The 15545-nt window shown below is 73.1% G+C and carries 15 protein-coding genes; 8 read left to right on the forward strand and 7 right to left on the reverse strand.

Going from position 1 to position 15545, the window contains the following annotated elements; all coding sequences use genetic code 11:
- Positions 1-12 precede the first annotated feature (12 nt).
- From ACFWVV_RS18755 to ACFWVV_RS18765, 3 genes are all read left to right on the forward strand, one after another.
- Positions 13-1170 (forward strand): acetyl-CoA C-acetyltransferase, encoded by a 1158-nt coding sequence (locus ACFWVV_RS18755; RefSeq protein ID WP_384347066.1) that lies wholly within the window; start codon positions 13-15, stop codon positions 1168-1170.
- 344 nt (positions 1171-1514) lie between these two features.
- Complete coding sequence (locus tag ACFWVV_RS18760; protein WP_003969786.1) at positions 1515-1718, forward strand: cold-shock protein; 204 nt, start codon at positions 1515-1517, stop codon at positions 1716-1718.
- 150 nt (positions 1719-1868) lie between these two features.
- Positions 1869-3578: a DEAD/DEAH box helicase gene (locus ACFWVV_RS18765; protein ID WP_384347069.1), complete on the forward strand. Its 1710-nt coding sequence runs from the start codon at positions 1869-1871 to the stop codon at positions 3576-3578.
- Positions 3579-3783: 205 nt separating this feature from the next.
- Here ACFWVV_RS18765 and ACFWVV_RS18770 read toward each other — a convergent pair whose 3' ends face one another.
- The 5 genes from ACFWVV_RS18770 to ACFWVV_RS18790 form a co-directional block, all read right to left on the reverse strand.
- Complete coding sequence (locus tag ACFWVV_RS18770) at positions 3784-4737, reverse strand: tyrosine-protein phosphatase (protein ID WP_384347071.1); 954 nt, start codon at positions 4735-4737, stop codon at positions 3784-3786.
- Positions 4738-4795: 58 nt separating this feature from the next.
- Positions 4796-5866 (reverse strand): NAD(P)H-dependent flavin oxidoreductase, encoded by a 1071-nt coding sequence (locus tag ACFWVV_RS18775; protein ID WP_384347199.1) that lies wholly within the window; start codon positions 5864-5866, stop codon positions 4796-4798.
- 104 nt (positions 5867-5970) lie between these two features.
- On the reverse strand, positions 5971-6726 hold the full coding sequence (locus ACFWVV_RS18780; protein ID WP_384347073.1) for a CoA-transferase subunit beta: 756 nt from the start codon (positions 6724-6726) through the stop codon (positions 5971-5973).
- Positions 6723-7574: a CoA transferase subunit A gene (locus ACFWVV_RS18785; protein ID WP_384347076.1), complete on the reverse strand. Its 852-nt coding sequence runs from the start codon at positions 7572-7574 to the stop codon at positions 6723-6725. The genes ACFWVV_RS18780 and ACFWVV_RS18785 overlap by 4 nt, the downstream gene beginning before the upstream one ends.
- Positions 7571-8419 carry an enoyl-CoA hydratase family protein gene (locus ACFWVV_RS18790; protein WP_384347079.1) on the reverse strand — a complete coding sequence of 283 codons (849 nt, stop codon included), beginning with the start codon at positions 8417-8419 and terminating at the stop codon, positions 7571-7573. The genes ACFWVV_RS18785 and ACFWVV_RS18790 overlap by 4 nt, the downstream gene beginning before the upstream one ends.
- A 67-nt stretch (positions 8420-8486) precedes the next feature.
- On the opposite strand from ACFWVV_RS18790, the gene ACFWVV_RS18795 reads away from it, so the two are divergent.
- The 4 genes from ACFWVV_RS18795 (at position 8487) to ACFWVV_RS18810 (ending at position 11749) form a co-directional block, all read left to right on the forward strand.
- Complete coding sequence (locus tag ACFWVV_RS18795) at positions 8487-9251, forward strand: SDR family oxidoreductase (protein ID WP_384347082.1); 765 nt, start codon at positions 8487-8489, stop codon at positions 9249-9251.
- 1 nt (position 9252) lies between these two features.
- Complete coding sequence (locus ACFWVV_RS18800) at positions 9253-10161, forward strand: SDR family oxidoreductase (RefSeq protein WP_384347084.1); 909 nt, start codon at positions 9253-9255, stop codon at positions 10159-10161.
- 270 nt (positions 10162-10431) lie between these two features.
- Positions 10432-11235 (forward strand): FAD-binding oxidoreductase, encoded by an 804-nt coding sequence (locus ACFWVV_RS18805; RefSeq protein ID WP_384347087.1) that lies wholly within the window; start codon positions 10432-10434, stop codon positions 11233-11235.
- A gap of 64 nt (positions 11236-11299) precedes the next feature.
- Positions 11300-11749 (forward strand): ribonuclease domain-containing protein, encoded by a 450-nt coding sequence (locus ACFWVV_RS18810; RefSeq protein ID WP_384347090.1) that lies wholly within the window; start codon positions 11300-11302, stop codon positions 11747-11749.
- A 254-nt stretch (positions 11750-12003) separates the two neighbouring features.
- Here the strand turns inward: ACFWVV_RS18810 and ACFWVV_RS18815 are convergent, their stop codons facing one another.
- The gene (locus ACFWVV_RS18815) at positions 12004-13245 is read right to left on the reverse strand and encodes an ankyrin repeat domain-containing protein (protein ID WP_384347092.1); all 1242 of its coding nucleotides are present in this window, start codon (positions 13243-13245) and stop codon (positions 12004-12006) included.
- A 226-nt stretch (positions 13246-13471) separates the two neighbouring features.
- Positions 13472-14377 carry a hypothetical protein gene (locus tag ACFWVV_RS18820; RefSeq protein ID WP_384347095.1) on the reverse strand — a complete coding sequence of 302 codons (906 nt, stop codon included), beginning with the start codon at positions 14375-14377 and terminating at the stop codon, positions 13472-13474.
- Positions 14378-14596: 219 nt separating this feature from the next.
- On the opposite strand from ACFWVV_RS18820, the gene ACFWVV_RS18825 reads away from it, so the two are divergent.
- Positions 14597-15385 (forward strand): S1 family peptidase, encoded by a 789-nt coding sequence (locus tag ACFWVV_RS18825; RefSeq protein WP_384347097.1) that lies wholly within the window; start codon positions 14597-14599, stop codon positions 15383-15385.
- Positions 15386-15545: the final 160 nt, after the last annotated feature.

Below are 15545 nucleotides of genomic sequence, written 5' to 3' on the forward strand. Positions count from 1 at the left end.
GGAGTCGTCGTCATGGCAGAGGCCTACATCGTCGAAGCGGTACGCACCCCCGTCGGACGGCGCGGGGGCGGCCTCGGCGCCGTCCACCCCGCCGACCTTGGCGCGCACGTCCTGAAGGCCCTCGTCGCACGCTCCGGGATCGACCCGTCCGCCGTCGAGGACGTCGTCTTCGGCTGCCTGGACGCGGTCGGCCCGCAGGCCGGCGACATCGCCCGTACGTCCTGGCTGGCGGCCGGACTCCCCGAGGAGGTGCCCGGCGTGACCATCGACCGCCAGTGCGGCTCCTCCCAGCAGGCGGTCCACTTCGCCGCCCAGGGCGTACTTTCCGGCACCCAGGACCTCGTCGTCGCGGGCGGCACCCAGAACATGACCCAGATCCCCATCGCCTTCGCGTCCCGCCGGGCGGCCGAGCCGCTCGGCCTGACCGAGGGCCCCTTCCTCGGCTCGGCGGGGTGGCGCGCACGCTACGGCGACGCCCCCGTCAACCAGTTCCACGGCGCCCAGCTCATCGCCGACAAGTGGGGCATCTCGCGGCGGGACATGGAGGAGTTCGCCCTCAGCTCGCACCGGCGGGCGCTGCGGGCGATCGACGAGGGCCGCTTCGCCCGCGAAACGGTGGCCCACGGCGACGTCGCGGTGGACGAGGGGCCGCGCCGCGACACCTCCCTGGAGAAGATGGCCGCGCTCACGCCGCTGCTGGAGGGCGGCACCCTCACCGCCGCCTGCTCCTCCCAGGTCTCCGACGGCGCGGCGGCCCTGCTGATCGCCTCCGAGCGGGCGGTGCGGGACCACGGCCTGACGCCGCGAGCCCGTATCCACCACCTCTCGGTGCGCGGCGAGGACCCCATCCGGATGCTGTCCGCGCCGATACCGGCGACGGCGTACGCGCTGAAGAAGACCGGAATGTCGATCGAGGACATCGACCTGGCCGAGATCAACGAGGCGTTCGCGCCGGTCGTGCTGGCATGGCTGAAGGAGACCGGGGCCGACCCCGGGCGGGTGAACGTCAACGGCGGAGCCCTCGCCCTCGGCCACCCGCTGGGCGCGACCGGCGTCAAGCTGATGACGACCCTGCTGCACGAGCTGGAGCGGACCGGCGGGCGCTTCGGCCTCCAGACGATGTGCGAGGGCGGCGGTCAGGCCAACGTGACCATCATCGAGCGCCTGTAGCGCCTGTAGCGCCTGTAGCGCCTGTAGCGCCTGTAGTCCCTGTAGCGCTCATGCTGTCTGTGACCCTTGTGGTGGCTGTGGCGCGTGTGACTCCTGCGCGCCGGTAACCCCTGTGGCGCGTGTGACGCGTTCCACCGCGCGCCTCCCACGAGGGCGTGCTACGGTAGCCGTGTTGCAGTTTTGGTACCCATGAACTTTATGTGCGCCTGACGAGAACTTCGGCAGGCGCACATTTGTTTTTTCCGGTCATTGCCGGTTCCCGGCTCTCCGGATGGGGTCATTGCGGCGACGAGGAATTCGTAAAGTGCGAATTTCCGGCTCTGCCCCTGTTTTAGGAGATAAAAATGGCTACTGGCACCGTGAAGTGGTTCAACTCGGAAAAGGGCTTCGGCTTCATTGAGCAGGACGGCGGCGGCGCCGACGTCTTCGCCCACTACTCCAACATCGCCACCTCGGGCTTCCGCGAGCTCCAGGAAGGCCAGAAGGTTTCCTTCGACGTCACGCAGGGCCAGAAGGGCCCGCAGGCGGAGAACATCGTCCCGGCCTAATCGCCCGGACGCGAACCTCCTAGCCGGGGCCCGCACCGTGAAGGTGCGGGCCCCGGCTTGCGTTGTGTTCGCGAAGTTCCGTGAGTGCGGTCGCAATTCCCGGCCGGCTCCCACACCCCCCGGGTGTCCCAGGAAGAAGGCAATTACTGCATGACCCGTTTCGAACGATCCTCCTCCGAGCGCACCGGCCGTCCGGCGCGCAACCGACCGTCGAGTGCCGCCCCGTCCAGGGGCCGCGGCAAGGCTTCGACGAAGAATTCCGGCAAGGGCCCCGCCCGCCGGTCCACGCCGCTCCAGGGTGAATTCGCACTGCCGGAGTCCCTCACCCCCGCGCTGCCGTCGGTCGAGGCTTTCGAAGCGCTGGACATGCCTGCCGCACTTCTCAAGACGCTCACCGCGCAGGGGGTGACGGAGCCGTTCCCGATCCAGGGCGCGACGCTGCCGAACTCGCTCGCCGGCCGGGACATCCTGGGTCGCGGACGTACGGGTTCCGGCAAGACGCTGGCCTTCGGGCTCGCGCTGCTCGCCCGCACGGCGGGACGCAGGGCCGAGCCGCACGCGCCGCTCGCCCTGGTCCTCGTGCCCACGCGCGAACTCGCGCAGCAGGTCACCGACGCCCTGACGCCGTACGCCACCGCGGTCAACCTGCGCCTCACCACGGTCGTCGGCGGCATGTCGCTCAGCAAGCAGGCCAACGCGCTGCGCCGCGGCGCCGAGGTCCTGGTGGCCACCCCCGGCCGCCTCAAGGACCTCATCGAGCGGGGCGACGCCCGGCTCGATGAGGTCGCCATCACCGTCCTCGACGAGGCCGACCAGATGGCCGACATGGGCTTCATGCCGCAGGTCGTCGCCCTGCTCAAGCAGGTCGAGCCCGACGGACAGCGGATGCTGTTCTCGGCGACGCTGGACAAGAACATCGACAAGCTCGTGAAGATGTTCCTGACCGACCCGGTCGTGCACTCGGTGGACCCGTCCGCCGGTGCCGTCACGACGATGGAGCACCACGTGCTCTACGTCATGGACGAGACCGAGAAGAAGGCCGTCGCCGCGCGCATCGCCGCCCGCGAAGGCCGCGTGATCATGTTCGTGGACACCAAGCGCGCCGCCGACCGCTTCGCCAAGCGGCTGCTCTCCGCCGGTGTGTACGCGGCGGCGCTGCACGGCGGGCGTTCCCAGCCGCAGCGCAACCGCACCCTCGAGCAGTTCAAGACCGGGCAGGTCACGGCGCTCGTCGCGACCAACGTCGCGGCGCGCGGCATCCACGTCGACGACCTCGACCTGGTCGTCAACGTGGACCCGCCGACCGACCACAAGGACTACCTGCACCGGGGCGGCCGTACCGCGCGCGCCGGTGAGTCCGGCAGCGTCGTCACGCTCGTACTCCCCGAAGAGAAGCGGGAGATGACCCGGCTGATGAGCGACGCCGGCATCGCGCCGCGCACCGCCCGGGTCAAGTCGACCGACGAGGAACTGGCGAGCATCACCGGCGCCCGCGAGCCCTCCGGGGTCGCCGTCGTCGTCGAGGTGCCGCTGCCCGTGCAGCAGCAGCCCGCGAAGCGCCGTCCCGCCAGTGGCAGCCGGGCCGGCTCTGCTGACGGCCGCAGCAGGACGCGCGGCCGACGCGGCGGCAGCGGCGGTGCCGGTGGTGGCGCTCCCGCCGCCGGTTCCGGTACGGGCACGGGCGGACGCCCTTCGCGTCCCGCGCGTGCCGGTGGTGGCGCCGGGACCGGTGGCGGTCAGGGCCAGTCCCGTGGCGGCGGCCAGTCCCGCGCCGGTGGTGGCGGCCAGGCCCGTGCAGGCCAGGGGCAGTCGCAGCGGCGCCAGGGCGGTGGCCAGGGAGGCCGCCGTACCGCCGCCTGAGCGGTAGCACACGGCGATACGAAGCGCAGCGGCCGGACCCGAGCAGATCGGGTCCGGCCGCTGCGCCGTGTGCGGAGGGCAGCTCCTTGCGGGCGGCTCCCTGCGCTGTGCGCCCTGCGCGGTCACTGGGCGCGGCTCCCCGCGCTGGGCGCCGCGGGAGCCTCCTGTGGGCGAGCTCTTCCCCGCGCGGTGCACCGTCGGTGCCTCAGTCGACCAGGCGGTCCCGGAGCCCGGCCAGGGTGCGGAGGTCCAGGCCCAGCCCCTTGGTCAGGTAGCCGTAGAGGCTGCCGTAGCGGGACTCGGCCTCCGCGAGCGCGGTGTCGAGGTAGTCGTCGCGCACCTCCTGGAGAGGGATCAGCAGGTCCGGGTTCTGCATCAGGCCCGACTGCTTCAGTCCCGCGCGGACCTTGGCGTCGTGCGCGGCCCTGAACCCGTTCGAGGCCAGGTAGTCGCCCCTGGCGGCCCGCTCCGGAACGCCGAGCGCGCGCAGCAGCACATAACTCGTCCAGCCGGTGCGGTCCTTGCCTGCCGTGCAGTGGAACAGCACCGGGGAGCGGGAGGAACCGCTCGCCAGGTCGCGGAACGTGGCGGCGAACGCGGCGCTGTTCGCCGGGTCGCTCACCAGCGTGCGGTACACCTGCCGCATCAGGGCGACGCCCCTGCCGCCGCCGAGCGCGGCCTCCTGCTGCACCGGGTCACCGGTGACGACGGCCGCCATCATCCGCTCGAACAGACCACTGTCGTCGATCGGCCGCGGAGTCACGGCGAGACCCGCGGGGAGGCGGTCGGGGCCGTCGAAGCGGATCTCGGCCGGGACCCGGTAGTCGATCACCTTGCCCAGTCCCAGCCCCGCCAGTTTCGTTACGTCGGCGTCGGTCAGCTTGGACAGCGCGTCCCCGCGGTAGGCGACGCCGTAGCGGACCGCGTCACCGCCCCAGGTGCGGTAGCCGCCCAGATCACGGACGTTGAGGGCGCCCTGGAGCACGATCCGGCGCATCCCGCTCCGGTGCGGCTGGGAGCCGTGGTGCTGCTCGGTGTACGCGGCGCCGTGCGCCGGGGGAGCGGCGACGGCCGCGGCGGGCAGCGCGCCGAGGGCCAGCGCGGCGACGGCCGCCCCCGTGACCAGCCGGACCCGGTGACCGTTCGGGGTGAACCCCATGGTGAACTCCTCGAGAGGAAAGGGAGCCCCCGGCCGGGCGGGCTCCGGGAAACGGCACTCAGCCTGCGCCCGACAGGCCGGTGTGGAGCCCGCGCAGGTCCCTCAGCGCCGTGTCCGCCTCGGACATGACACGTGCGACCAGTTCGGCACAGCTCGGCAGGTCCTCGATCAGGCCCGCCACCTGCCCCGACGCCATGACACCGAGGTCGGTGCGCCCGTCGACCATCGAAGCCTTCAGCAGCATGGGGGCGTTGGCGGCCAGCAGCATCTGACTCCACGACAGACTCCTGCCGTGCCGCATCGCGAGACCGTCGCGCACCATCTGCGGCCAGCTCAGCCCGGAGATCTTCCGGAAGGCCGCCGCCCGCACCACCGCCCGTGCGAGCGTCCTCGCCCGCCCGGACCTCTCCAGAGCCTCCACCAGCTCCGAGCGGAGCATCCGGTGGGGCAGGCCGTCGACGGCGGTGGTGACGGTGACGTCCTTCACCGTCGCCGCCAGGTACGCCGCCTTCACCGCGTCCGGCACCGTCGAGTCGGAGGTCAGCAGGAACCGGGTGCCCATGGCGACCCCCGCGGCCCCGAACGCCAGCGCGGCGACCAGCCCCCGCCCGTCGTGGAAGCCCCCCGCGGCGACCACCGGGATGTCCACCGCGTCCACGACCTGCGGCAGCAGCACGCTCGTCGCGACGTCACCGGTGTGCCCGCCACCCTCACCGCCCTGCACGACGACGGCGTCCGCACCCCACGCGGCGACCTTCTCCGCGTGCCGCCGCGCCCCGACGGACGGAACGACGACCACGCCCGCGTCCTTCAGCTCGGCGATCAGCTCGCGGGAGGGGGCCAGCGCGAACGAGGCCACCTTCACCCCCTCGTCGATGACGATCCGTACCCGCTCCCGCGCGTCCCCGGCGTCCGCCCGCAGATTGACGCCGAAGGGCGCACCGGTACGGGACTTGACCTCGCGCACCGCGTGCCGCAGCTGCTCCACGGTCATCGTCGCGGAGGCGAGGATGCCGAGCGCACCCGCCTCGGCGGTCGCGGAGACCAGGCGGGGGCCCGCCACCCAGCCCATCCCGGTCTGCACGAGGGGGTGGCGGACCCCGACGAGACGGGTGAGCGCGGTCTCCATCGGGGGCCCGCCGGCCGCGGTCCCCGAAGGGGGGCCTTCGGCCCCGGTCTCCGGGGGCGCGTCGGCCCCGGTGTCCGGCCGGGGTACCGCGGCCCCGGTCTCCGTCACGGCCGCACCTCGCGGTCGCGGGTGTTCCCCGGGTCCACGACCTCGCGGATCAGCCGCAGCTCCTCGGCGGTGGGTTCACGTGTGTACGGCACGTCGTCGGCGATCTCCAGCGCGAAGCCGGTCGCCGCGCGGACCTCGTCGACGGTGACTCCCGGATGCAGGGAGGCGAGACGCATCGAGTGGTCCCGCGTCCGGAAGTCGAAGACCCCGAGGTCGCTGACCACACGCGGCAGCCGGTGGAACCGGGTCGCGGCCGGGCCCGCCGCGGCGGCGCTGTCGTGACCGACGCCGCAGACCATGTCGACCTCGGGGACGAAGACCCGGGCCGAATGCTTCGGCACCCAGTAACTGGTCGGATTGTTCAGGGTGTTGACGGGCGCGCCGCGCACACCGAGCAGCTGGCGGGCCGGCCGGTGCCAGTCGCCGATGCAGGAGATGTTCTGGTTGCCGAACCGGTCGAGCTGGCTCGCGCCCATCATCACGTGCCGCTTGCCGCCCGTCACCAGCGTCAGATGCCTGCGGTACGGCAGCCAGCCCTCCGTCGTCCCGTCGAGGCCGACGACCAGGGCCTCGCCGTCGGTCAGCAGCAGGTCGGGGGCGAAGGTGCGCTTGGCCAGGCGGGCGCCGATACCGGGGATCAGGCCCATCGGGGCGGCGAGCACCTCGCCGTTGCCGCGCCAGGCCTCGGCACAGGCGACGACGCAGTACTCGGCGCGGGTGACCGTGTCCGGCCCCTTCTCGGCAGTGCTCACTTCTGCTCCTCGTGCCAGGTACGGACGGCGCTCTGGTACGCCGCCTCGCCGTCACCGGCCAGGAACCGTGCGGCGAACTCGGGCCAGGGGGTGGTCGCGTACAGCTTCTGGAAGGCCTCGTCGCGCCCGTAGTCCGGGGCGCAGGTGGTGAAGTGCGCGCCGTTCGGGGTCTCGGCCACGCCGGTCACGGAGGTCCGCCCGAGGAGCAGGGACTGCGGCGGGGCCTCCTTCGTCAGCTCGGCGGTGTCCACGATCCGCTCGCAGGAGACATAGGCATCGTCGGCGGCCTCGCAGAACAGGTCGTCGAAGTACGGGTCGGGCCCCAGGTACTGGCCGTTGCCGAGCCGGTCGGCCCGGTTCATGTGGACGAGGGCGGCGTCCAGCCTCAGTGCGGGCATCGCGACGAAGGTCTCGCCGTCCTCGTACGGTGAAGTAACCGTGCGCAGCTGGGGGTTGACCCGCATGACGCCGGAGCCGAGGCCGGCCCTGACGGGCAGGAAGGGAAGCCGGTTCGCGGCGGCGTGCAGGCCCCACATGAACATCGCCTCGTCGATCTCGGTCAGCTCGAAGGCGCCGCTCTGGCGGGCGGTGCGGAAGTGCGGCTCCAGGGCGATCGAGTCGAGCGTGACGAACGCCGTGACCACCTTGCGGAGCCTGCCGGCCGCGGCGAGGAGACCGATGTCGGGGCCGCCGTACGAGACGACGGTCAGATCGCTGAGGTCGCTCCGCAGGATCGCCCTGACGAGAGCCATCGGCTTGCGGCGCGAGCCCCAGCCGCCGATGCCCAGCGTCATGCCGGGGCGCAGGCGGGAGACGACCTCTTCGGGTGTCATCGTCTTGTCGGTCACCGGCCCCGCTCCTTGCTGCCCTGGGTGTCCTGGGTGTCCTGGGCGTCCTTGACGTCCGTGCTGCCCGCACTGTCCGCACCGCCCCTGCCGTCCCTGCCGAACGCGGCGCGGACCCGGTCCGCGGTGCCGCTGAGGTTGGCCTCGAAGGTGAAGCCCTGCTCGAAGCGGTAGCTGCGGCGGACGTCCACGGGGTCGATGCCGTTGATGGCGGCCTTCGCGAGCCGGATGAGGTGCCCGTCCTTCCGGGCGATCTCCCGGGCCAGATCCACTGCCGCCACGTCGAGTTGCTCGCGCGGGACGACCTTCCACACGGACCCGTGGTGGTGCAGCTCCTGTGCGGTGGCGGTGCGGGAGGTGTAGTAGAGCGCGCGCATCAGGTGCTGCGGGACCAGCCGGGAGAGGTGTGTGGCGGCGCCGAGGGCACCGCGGTCCAGCTCGGGCAGGCCGAAGGTGGCGTCCTCGGAGGCGACGATCGCATCGGCGTTGCCGACCAGTCCGATGCCGCCGCCGAGACAGAAACCGCCGACCGCGGCGACGACCGGGACCTCGCACTCGTACACGGCGGCGAAGGCCTCCGCGCAGCCGCCGTTGGCGCCGAGCAGAACCCGGTGGCCGCCTCCTCCACCGGTTTCGCGCTGCATCTCCTTGATGTCGACGCCCGCGTTGAAGCCGCGCGCGCCGGCCGGTGCGGTGAGGACGACGCAGCGCACGTCCGGGTCGCGTCCCGCGGCGCGGACCGCGTCGGCCAGGTCGTACCACCCCCGCACGGGAAGCGCGTTGACCGGCGGGAAGTCGACGGTGACGACGGCGATGCCCTTTTCGGGGCCCGAGGTGGAGACACCCATGAGCGGATCAGCTACCTTTCCACCAAACGTTTGTTAGGTGCATGTGGTGTCAGGAAGGTAGCAGCGAATGGAACTGGACGGGAGGGTCGCCGTCGTCACGGGCGGCACCCGAGGGGTCGGTGCGGGGATCGCGCAGGCCTTCCTGGAGGCGGGCGCGCGGGTGGTGATCTGCGCGCGGCGGCCACCGGAGCAGCCCGTCGCGGCGGCGGGCCGCCGCGCCGACTTCCACCCGGTCGACCTGCGGGCCACGGACGCGTTGGGGGCCTTCTTCGCGGGCGTGGTCGAGAGGTACGGACGACTGGACGTGCTGGTCAACAACGCGGGCGGCACCCCGTACCGGCTGCTGGGGGAGGGCACGGCGCAGCGGCACGCACGGGTCGTCGAGCTGAACCTGATCGCACCGATGGCGGCCTCGCTCGCCGCGTACGCACACCTGCGCGCGGCGCGCGGATCGGTGGTGATGATCGGCAGCGTGAGCGGCACCCGCCCCTCCCCGGGCACCGCCGCGTACGGCGCGGCGAAGGCGGGGCTGGACGGCCTGGCGCGTTCGATGGCCGTGGAATGGGCCCCCGAGGTACGCGTGAACACCCTGACCCCCGGAATGGTGCGGACCGAACTGTCGCACCTCCACTACGGCGACGCGGACGGCCTCGCGGCGGTCGCGCGGACCGTCCCGGCGGGCCGGCTGGCCGAGCCCTCGGACATCGGGCACGCGGCGGTCTTCCTGGCCTCGCCGCGGGCGGCGTACGTCAACGGCGCATCACTGCTGGTGCACGGCGGCGGGGAGCGCCCCGCCTTTCTGGACGCGGCAACCGCGAACAAGGAGGCTTGAGATGGGCATCGCAGCGGGACGGGTCGTGGCCGTCACGGGCGCGGGACGGGGGCTGGGCCGGGCCCACGCCCTGGCCTTCGCCGCCGAGGGAGCGAAGGTCGTCGTCAACGACCTCGGGGTGGGCGCGGACGGAGCCGGTGCGTCCGGCGGACCCGCGCAGGAGGTGGCCGAGGAGATCGGGGCACGGGGCGGCGAGGCGGTCGCACACACCGGCGACATCGCGACGGGCGAGGGTGCGGCGTCGCTCCTCGCCACCGCGGCCGACACCTTCGGCGGCCTCGACACCCTCGTCAGCAACGCAGGCTTCCTGCGCGACCGGATGCTGGTCAACCTCGCCGAGGACGACTGGGACGCGGTACTGCGCGTCCACCTCAAGGGCCACTTCCTGCCCCTGAAGCACGCGGCAGCGTACTGGCGCGCCGAGGCCAGGGCCGGCCGCCCCCGGGCCGCCCGGGTCGTCCACACCAGCTCAGGTGCGGGCCTGCTGGGAAGCGTCGGCCAGGGCAACTACTCGGCCGCGAAGGCGGGCATCGTGGGCCTCACCCTGGTCGCATCGGCGGAGCTGGGCCGCTACGGCGTCCAGGTCAACGCCCTGGCCCCGGCGGCGCGCACCCGCATGACGGAGACCACCTTCGCGGACACGATGGCAGCGCCCGCGAACGGGGCATGGGACGCGATGGCTCCCGGGAACGTCTCGCCCCTGGTGGTCTGGCTGGGCTCGGCGGCGTCCCAGGGCGTGACGGGCCGCGTCTTCGAGGCGGAGGCCGGACGGATCACGGTCATGGAGGGCTGGCGCCCGGGTCCGACCGCGGACAAGGGGGCCCGGTGGACTCCGGCGGAGGCGGGGGAGGCGGCGCTGAAACTCCTGGCGGAGACGGAGGCGCCGCAGCCCGTGTACGGCGCGCGGTAGAGCCCCGGCGCCGGGGCGGCGCGGGTTACGCCCGGTGGCGCACCCGCCGGCCTGCCGGAGCGGGGCGCACGCCGGCCCTGCGCCCGGGGCGGGGGTCTCCCCGGGCAGGGCGCACGCCCGGCGGACCTGCCGCGGAGGGGCGCACGTCCCGCCGGTGCGTACGGCGACCCGGCGGCGGCCGGGAGGTCCAACTCATCGACATCGTGGAGGAGCGTGCCGCAGACTCTGACCGGTCGCGCCCCCGTACGCGCGCCAACTAGGGGGAAGAACATGCCGGTTCAGCAGTCCGACGAGCCCCGGCCCACGGGCGCGTCCGTGAAGGTCCGGGTGACCGAGGTCGTACGGGAGACGGCGGACGCGGTGTCCCTGGTGCTGGACGCCAGACTCCCGTACGCGCCCGGCCAGTTCCTCACCCTGCGCGTGCCCGGCGGGGCCGCCCGGTGCTACTCGCTGGCCAGCTCCCCGCACACCGGGGAGCCCATGAAGGTCACGGTGAAGAGAGTGCCGGGCGGACTCGGCTCCGGCTGGCTCTGCGGGAAGGTCGCGGCCGGCGACGAGCTGGAGGCCCTCGTTCCCGCAGGCACCTTCACCCCCTGCGACCTGGGCCGCGACGTGGTGCTGGTGGCAGGCGGCAGCGGCATCGCCCCGGTACTTTCGATCACCAAGTCCGTACTCGCGGCGGGGCGGGGCCGGGTGGCGCTGCTGTACGCCAACCGCGAGCAGAGCAAGGTCATCTTCCGTGACGAACTGTGGGCACTGGCCGATGCCCACCCGGGCCGCCTGGCCGTCGTGCACTGGCTGGAGACCCTCCAGGGGCTGCCCACCGCGCAGATGCTGGGCGCGGCACTGGCCCCGTACGCCGGCCGGGACGTCTATCTGTGCGGGCCGGGAGCGCTCATGGACGCGGCGGAACAGGCACTGCGGTCGGCCGGGGCGCGCACGGTGGCGCGGGAGAAGTACTTCTCGCTGGCCGGCGACGTCTTCGGCGACCCGCCGACGGCCGAGACCCCCGCCACCGGCACCGGCCGAGCGGAGCGGCGCGGGGGCCTTGCGGGGGCGCTGCGAAGGAGGTGAACGTACGGGGAATTCAAAGGAGTTGGCGTTGACCCCTCTGCGTTCTACGCGCATCAATGGAGGCATGCGAATCCCCCCTCGAATCGCCGCACTCGGCGCTGCCGTCGCCCTCTCCTCCGCCCTGCTGGCCGGAGGCGCGACCGCCGCCCCGCATGCCGCACCCGTCGCCTCCGCTCCCGTCTCCGTCTCCCTCGCCGCGCAGACCGCCTCCGCCGCGCAGCTCGCCGCCGTCGGCGAGATCTGCCACTCGAAGCTGCCGAAGCAGGCGCACCACACCCTGAACCTCATCGCGAAGGGCGGCCCCTTCCCGTACGAGCAGGACGGCACCGTCTTCAGGAACCGCGAAGGCATCCTGCCGAGCCAGTCGAACGGGTACTACCACGAATACACGGTCGTCACCCCCGGCGCGCCCACCCGCGGAGCCAAGCGCATCGTGACCGGCAGCGCGGCGCAGGAGGACTACTACACCGCCGACCACTACAAGTCGTTCTCCCAGGTCAAGTACGGCTGCTGAGCAGGCAGTCGGAGGCAGACTTCCCTCCCCCCACCCGCTGCCCCCATCCGCTGCGACCCGGCCACCCCTCCCGTGCAGTCCGCCGCCCGCCCGGCACCCCGGGCCCGGTCGGCGGGCGCGGGCGGGGTGGCTGCCGCACGTGGGCGGGGTGGCTGCCGTGCGCCGGGCACGCGCCGGGCCGGGGACCGTACCCCTCGCGCCGGACCACCCGCGAGCACTGGAGGGTATCTGCACGCCGGGCGCGAAGCAGATGATCAGCGCGGGGACGAATCCCCGCCGCTCTCCTCCGCGGCACTCTCCCTCTGCCTCTGCTGCCCCTGCTGCTCCTTCTGCCCTTGCCGCTCCCGTTGCCCCAGCCGCCCCAGTGCCTCCGCCACCCGGCGGCGTACCTCCGCGTCCGGGTGCGCCGCGTGCGCCCGCACCTCCGCCACGGCCACCGGGTCCCCGTGCCGTCCCAGGGCGCGTACTGCCGCCCGCGTCAGGTGTGCGGGGCCCGGGCGGGGCGCCAGTTCCCGCAGCAGTGGCACCGCCTCCCGGCTCTGCGCCGCCCGCGCCAGGACATCCGCTGCGAAGGTTTGGTGCAGGGATGACGCACCGGGTGCACACCATTCCCGGGCAGCCCGCAACGTCTCCCGGTCGGCCCGCTGCCACAGCACCGCCACCGACTCCCGCCAGTCGTTGCTCACCGGCGACCCCGACCGCACCGCACGCCCCGCCAGTTCGGCCGCGGACGTAGGGATGCCGAGCACGCACTCCAGGCGGGTGACCACGGCCGCGTGCCCCGTCTGCTGCTCGGCCGCCGCCACCACGACACCGTCCCGCACCAACTCGGCGACCACCGTGGTGCCGCCCTCCTCGGCTGTTCGACGCACCGTGAACTCCTCCCCGCCGGACACCCCGTACGTGCGTTTCAGGCCCTCGAGCAGCGCCTGCTCCACGTCGCTTTCCAGCCACAGCCGTGCCTCCTGCAACGCCGCCTCCCGCGCCGAGGCCCGGTGCCGCAGCAGCGCCCGTACGGTCGCGGGTGAACCCCGCCGCGCCGCCAGCACCAGCGGCGGCTCACCGGACGGGCCCGTCAGGTCCGGATCGGCGCCGTGCTCCAGCAGTACCTCGGCCACCCCCGCGTGCCCGCGGCCCGCCGCCCACGCCAGCGCGGTGAACCCGTACGCCTCCCGCAGGTCCGGCCGCGCCCCCGCCGCCAGCAGCGCACGCGCCACCTCGGTGTGGCCGCCGACCGCCGCCGCGCACAGCGGCAGATCCCCGGCGCCGTCGCCTCCCCTCCCGCTCGGGCGGTCCGGATCGGCGCCGGCCACCAGCAGCAGCCGCACCGCCCCCGGCCGGTCCTCGGCGGCCGCCGCGTACAGGGCGGTGGTTCCTTCCTCGTCGGTGGCCTCGGCAGGGACGCCCGCCCGCAACAGCCGCACCACGGCGTCGTCCCGACCGTCGTGCACCGCGTCGAACAGGTCCCGCAGGCCCGCAAGTGGCTTGTGGTCCATCCCTCGACCCTACGCGGACCGCCCACCGTTCCCGCAGGTCAGGGGCTACGCGGACCAGACGGGCGGGAGGTGCGGACGGGACTGGCGCTCAGGTGTCGCAGTCCAGGACCGGGCGACGCGGCCGGGGCGGGAGGCCAGGTGCCGTACTTCAGGACCGGGCGGCGCAGCCGGGGCGGGAGGTCAGGTGCCGTACTTCAGGACCGTCCGGCACGGGTGGGGCGGACGCTCAGGTGTCGCACTCCAGGACCGTCCGGCACAGCCCGCAGCGGGCCCGCAGCGCGCCCCGCGCCGGCACCCGGATCCGCTGGTGGCAGGCCGGGCACGGAAAGGACACCCGCAGCCCCGCCCCCTCACCCGCCCGCCCCTCGAAGGCGTACGAGGACAACGGGCCCGCCTCCCCCGTACCGCCGTGCTCCAGGGCGTTCTTGCGGTCCCTCGCGTACCGGTGCCTGGCCAGTCGGCCCGCCGCCGCAAGCGGGGCCTGCTGCTCGTCGCGGCGGGCCAGCGTCAGCCCCTTCTCGTACGCCGTGAAGGCCTCGGCGCTGGTGAACCAGGGGGAGGGGTCCTCGCCGAACACCAGCGACCGCTTGGCCAGTACGTACCCGAACTCCTCCGGAGTGAGATAACCCAGCTTCTGGCTGGACGCCCCGTCCTGCCGGTACGCGTCCAGGAGCAGCCAGCCCGCCCCGAGATAGGTGGTCACCGTGTCCGTCAGGATCTCGTTGTCCCGGGTGCCGGGGAGGGACAGACCGAGCCGGTGCAGCAGGACATGGGTGATCTCGTGCGCCAGCGCGGCCCCGACGTCCTTGCGGTGGCCGCGGAAGCGGTCGTTGAGCTCGATGAAGTACTCCGGGCCCGCCGTCAGTTCGACGCCGGCCGCATGCTCCATCTCGCGGTAACTGACGATCATCCGGGCGTCGGGCAGCCGGAAGTGCGACACCAGTGCCCGCGCCACGTGCTGCGCCCCCAGATGGGGGTCGTCCTCCTCGGAGAACGCCACATCGACGGGGAAGACGCTGGGCGCGTACGACCGCACCCCGTCCTCACCGATCCGCCGGTAGAGCGCGGTCAGCGCCGAGCGGACCGTGGCCAGATGCGGAAATCCGTGCTCGATCTCTTGGCCGATCCCCATGCTGCTACCCACCTTTCAAACCTCGTGCTGAGCTGGCCGAAAAGGAAGCCTTGTCGGCCGGACGGCCCACTCCACATACTCCAACAGCGCGTTGACGGGCTCATGCCAGCGAGGTGCCGGCGTGCGTCCCGTGACTCCGCTGTGCCGTGTCCGCCGTGCCCAGTTGTGTGCCCGTTGTCAGCGTGCGTCCCCTCTCGGCCCCCCACGAAAGGCACTCCGTTGAAGAACGTACTCCGTGCCCTCAAGAGATGCGCCGTCGTCGGCGCCGTCGCCCTCGCCGCCGTCAGCCTCCAGCCCGCGGGCGCCACCGCCAGCGCCCCCACTCCCTCGGGCACCCAGCCCGTCGTGGGAGGAACGCGTGCCGCCCAGGGCGAGTTCCCGTTCATGGTCCGTCTTTCGATGGGCTGCGGCGGCTCGCTCTATGCCCAGGACATCGTGCTGACCGCCGCGCACTGTGTGAGCGGCTCGGGCAACAACACCAGCATCACCGCCACCGCCGGTGTCGTCGACCTCCAGAGCTCCAGCGCCATCAAGGTCAAGTCCACCAAGGTCCTCCAGGCACCCGGCTACAACGGCAGCGGCAAGGACTGGGCCCTCATCAAGCTCGCCAGGCCCATCAACCTGCCCACGCTGAAGATAGCCACCACCACCGCGTACAACTCCGGCACCTTCACGGTCGCCGGCTGGGGCGCCGCACGTGAGGGCGGGGCCCAGCAGCGCTACCTGCTCAAGGCACAGGTGCCGTTCGTCTCCGACACCAGCTGCAAGGCGTCCTACAGCGACCTGATCCCCGGCGAGGAGATCTGCGCCGGGTACGCACAGGGCGGCACGGACACCTGCCAGGGCGACTCGGGCGGACCGATGTTCCGCAAGGACAACGCCGGGGCGTGGATCCAGGTCGGCGTCGTGAGCTGGGGCAACGGCTGCGCCCGGCCGAACTACCCGGGCGTGTACACCGAGGTGTCCACCTTCGCCACGGCCATCGCGAACGCGGCAGCGGGGCTGTAGCTCCGGACCGGCACAGGATCGGCACCAGGCTTCCGAAAGAGGGGGGGCGGGGGGCGCCCCCCGCGCCGGGCCCCCCCCCCCCCCCGGGGGGGGGGGTGGACCCCGCCCCCCCCCCCCCCCCCGCCCCCCAAAACACACCCCCCCCCCCCAAACCCCCCAC

This window comes from Streptomyces sp. NPDC058663 (genome assembly GCF_042716745.1).
GTDB lineage: Bacteria > Actinomycetota > Actinomycetes > Streptomycetales > Streptomycetaceae > Streptomyces.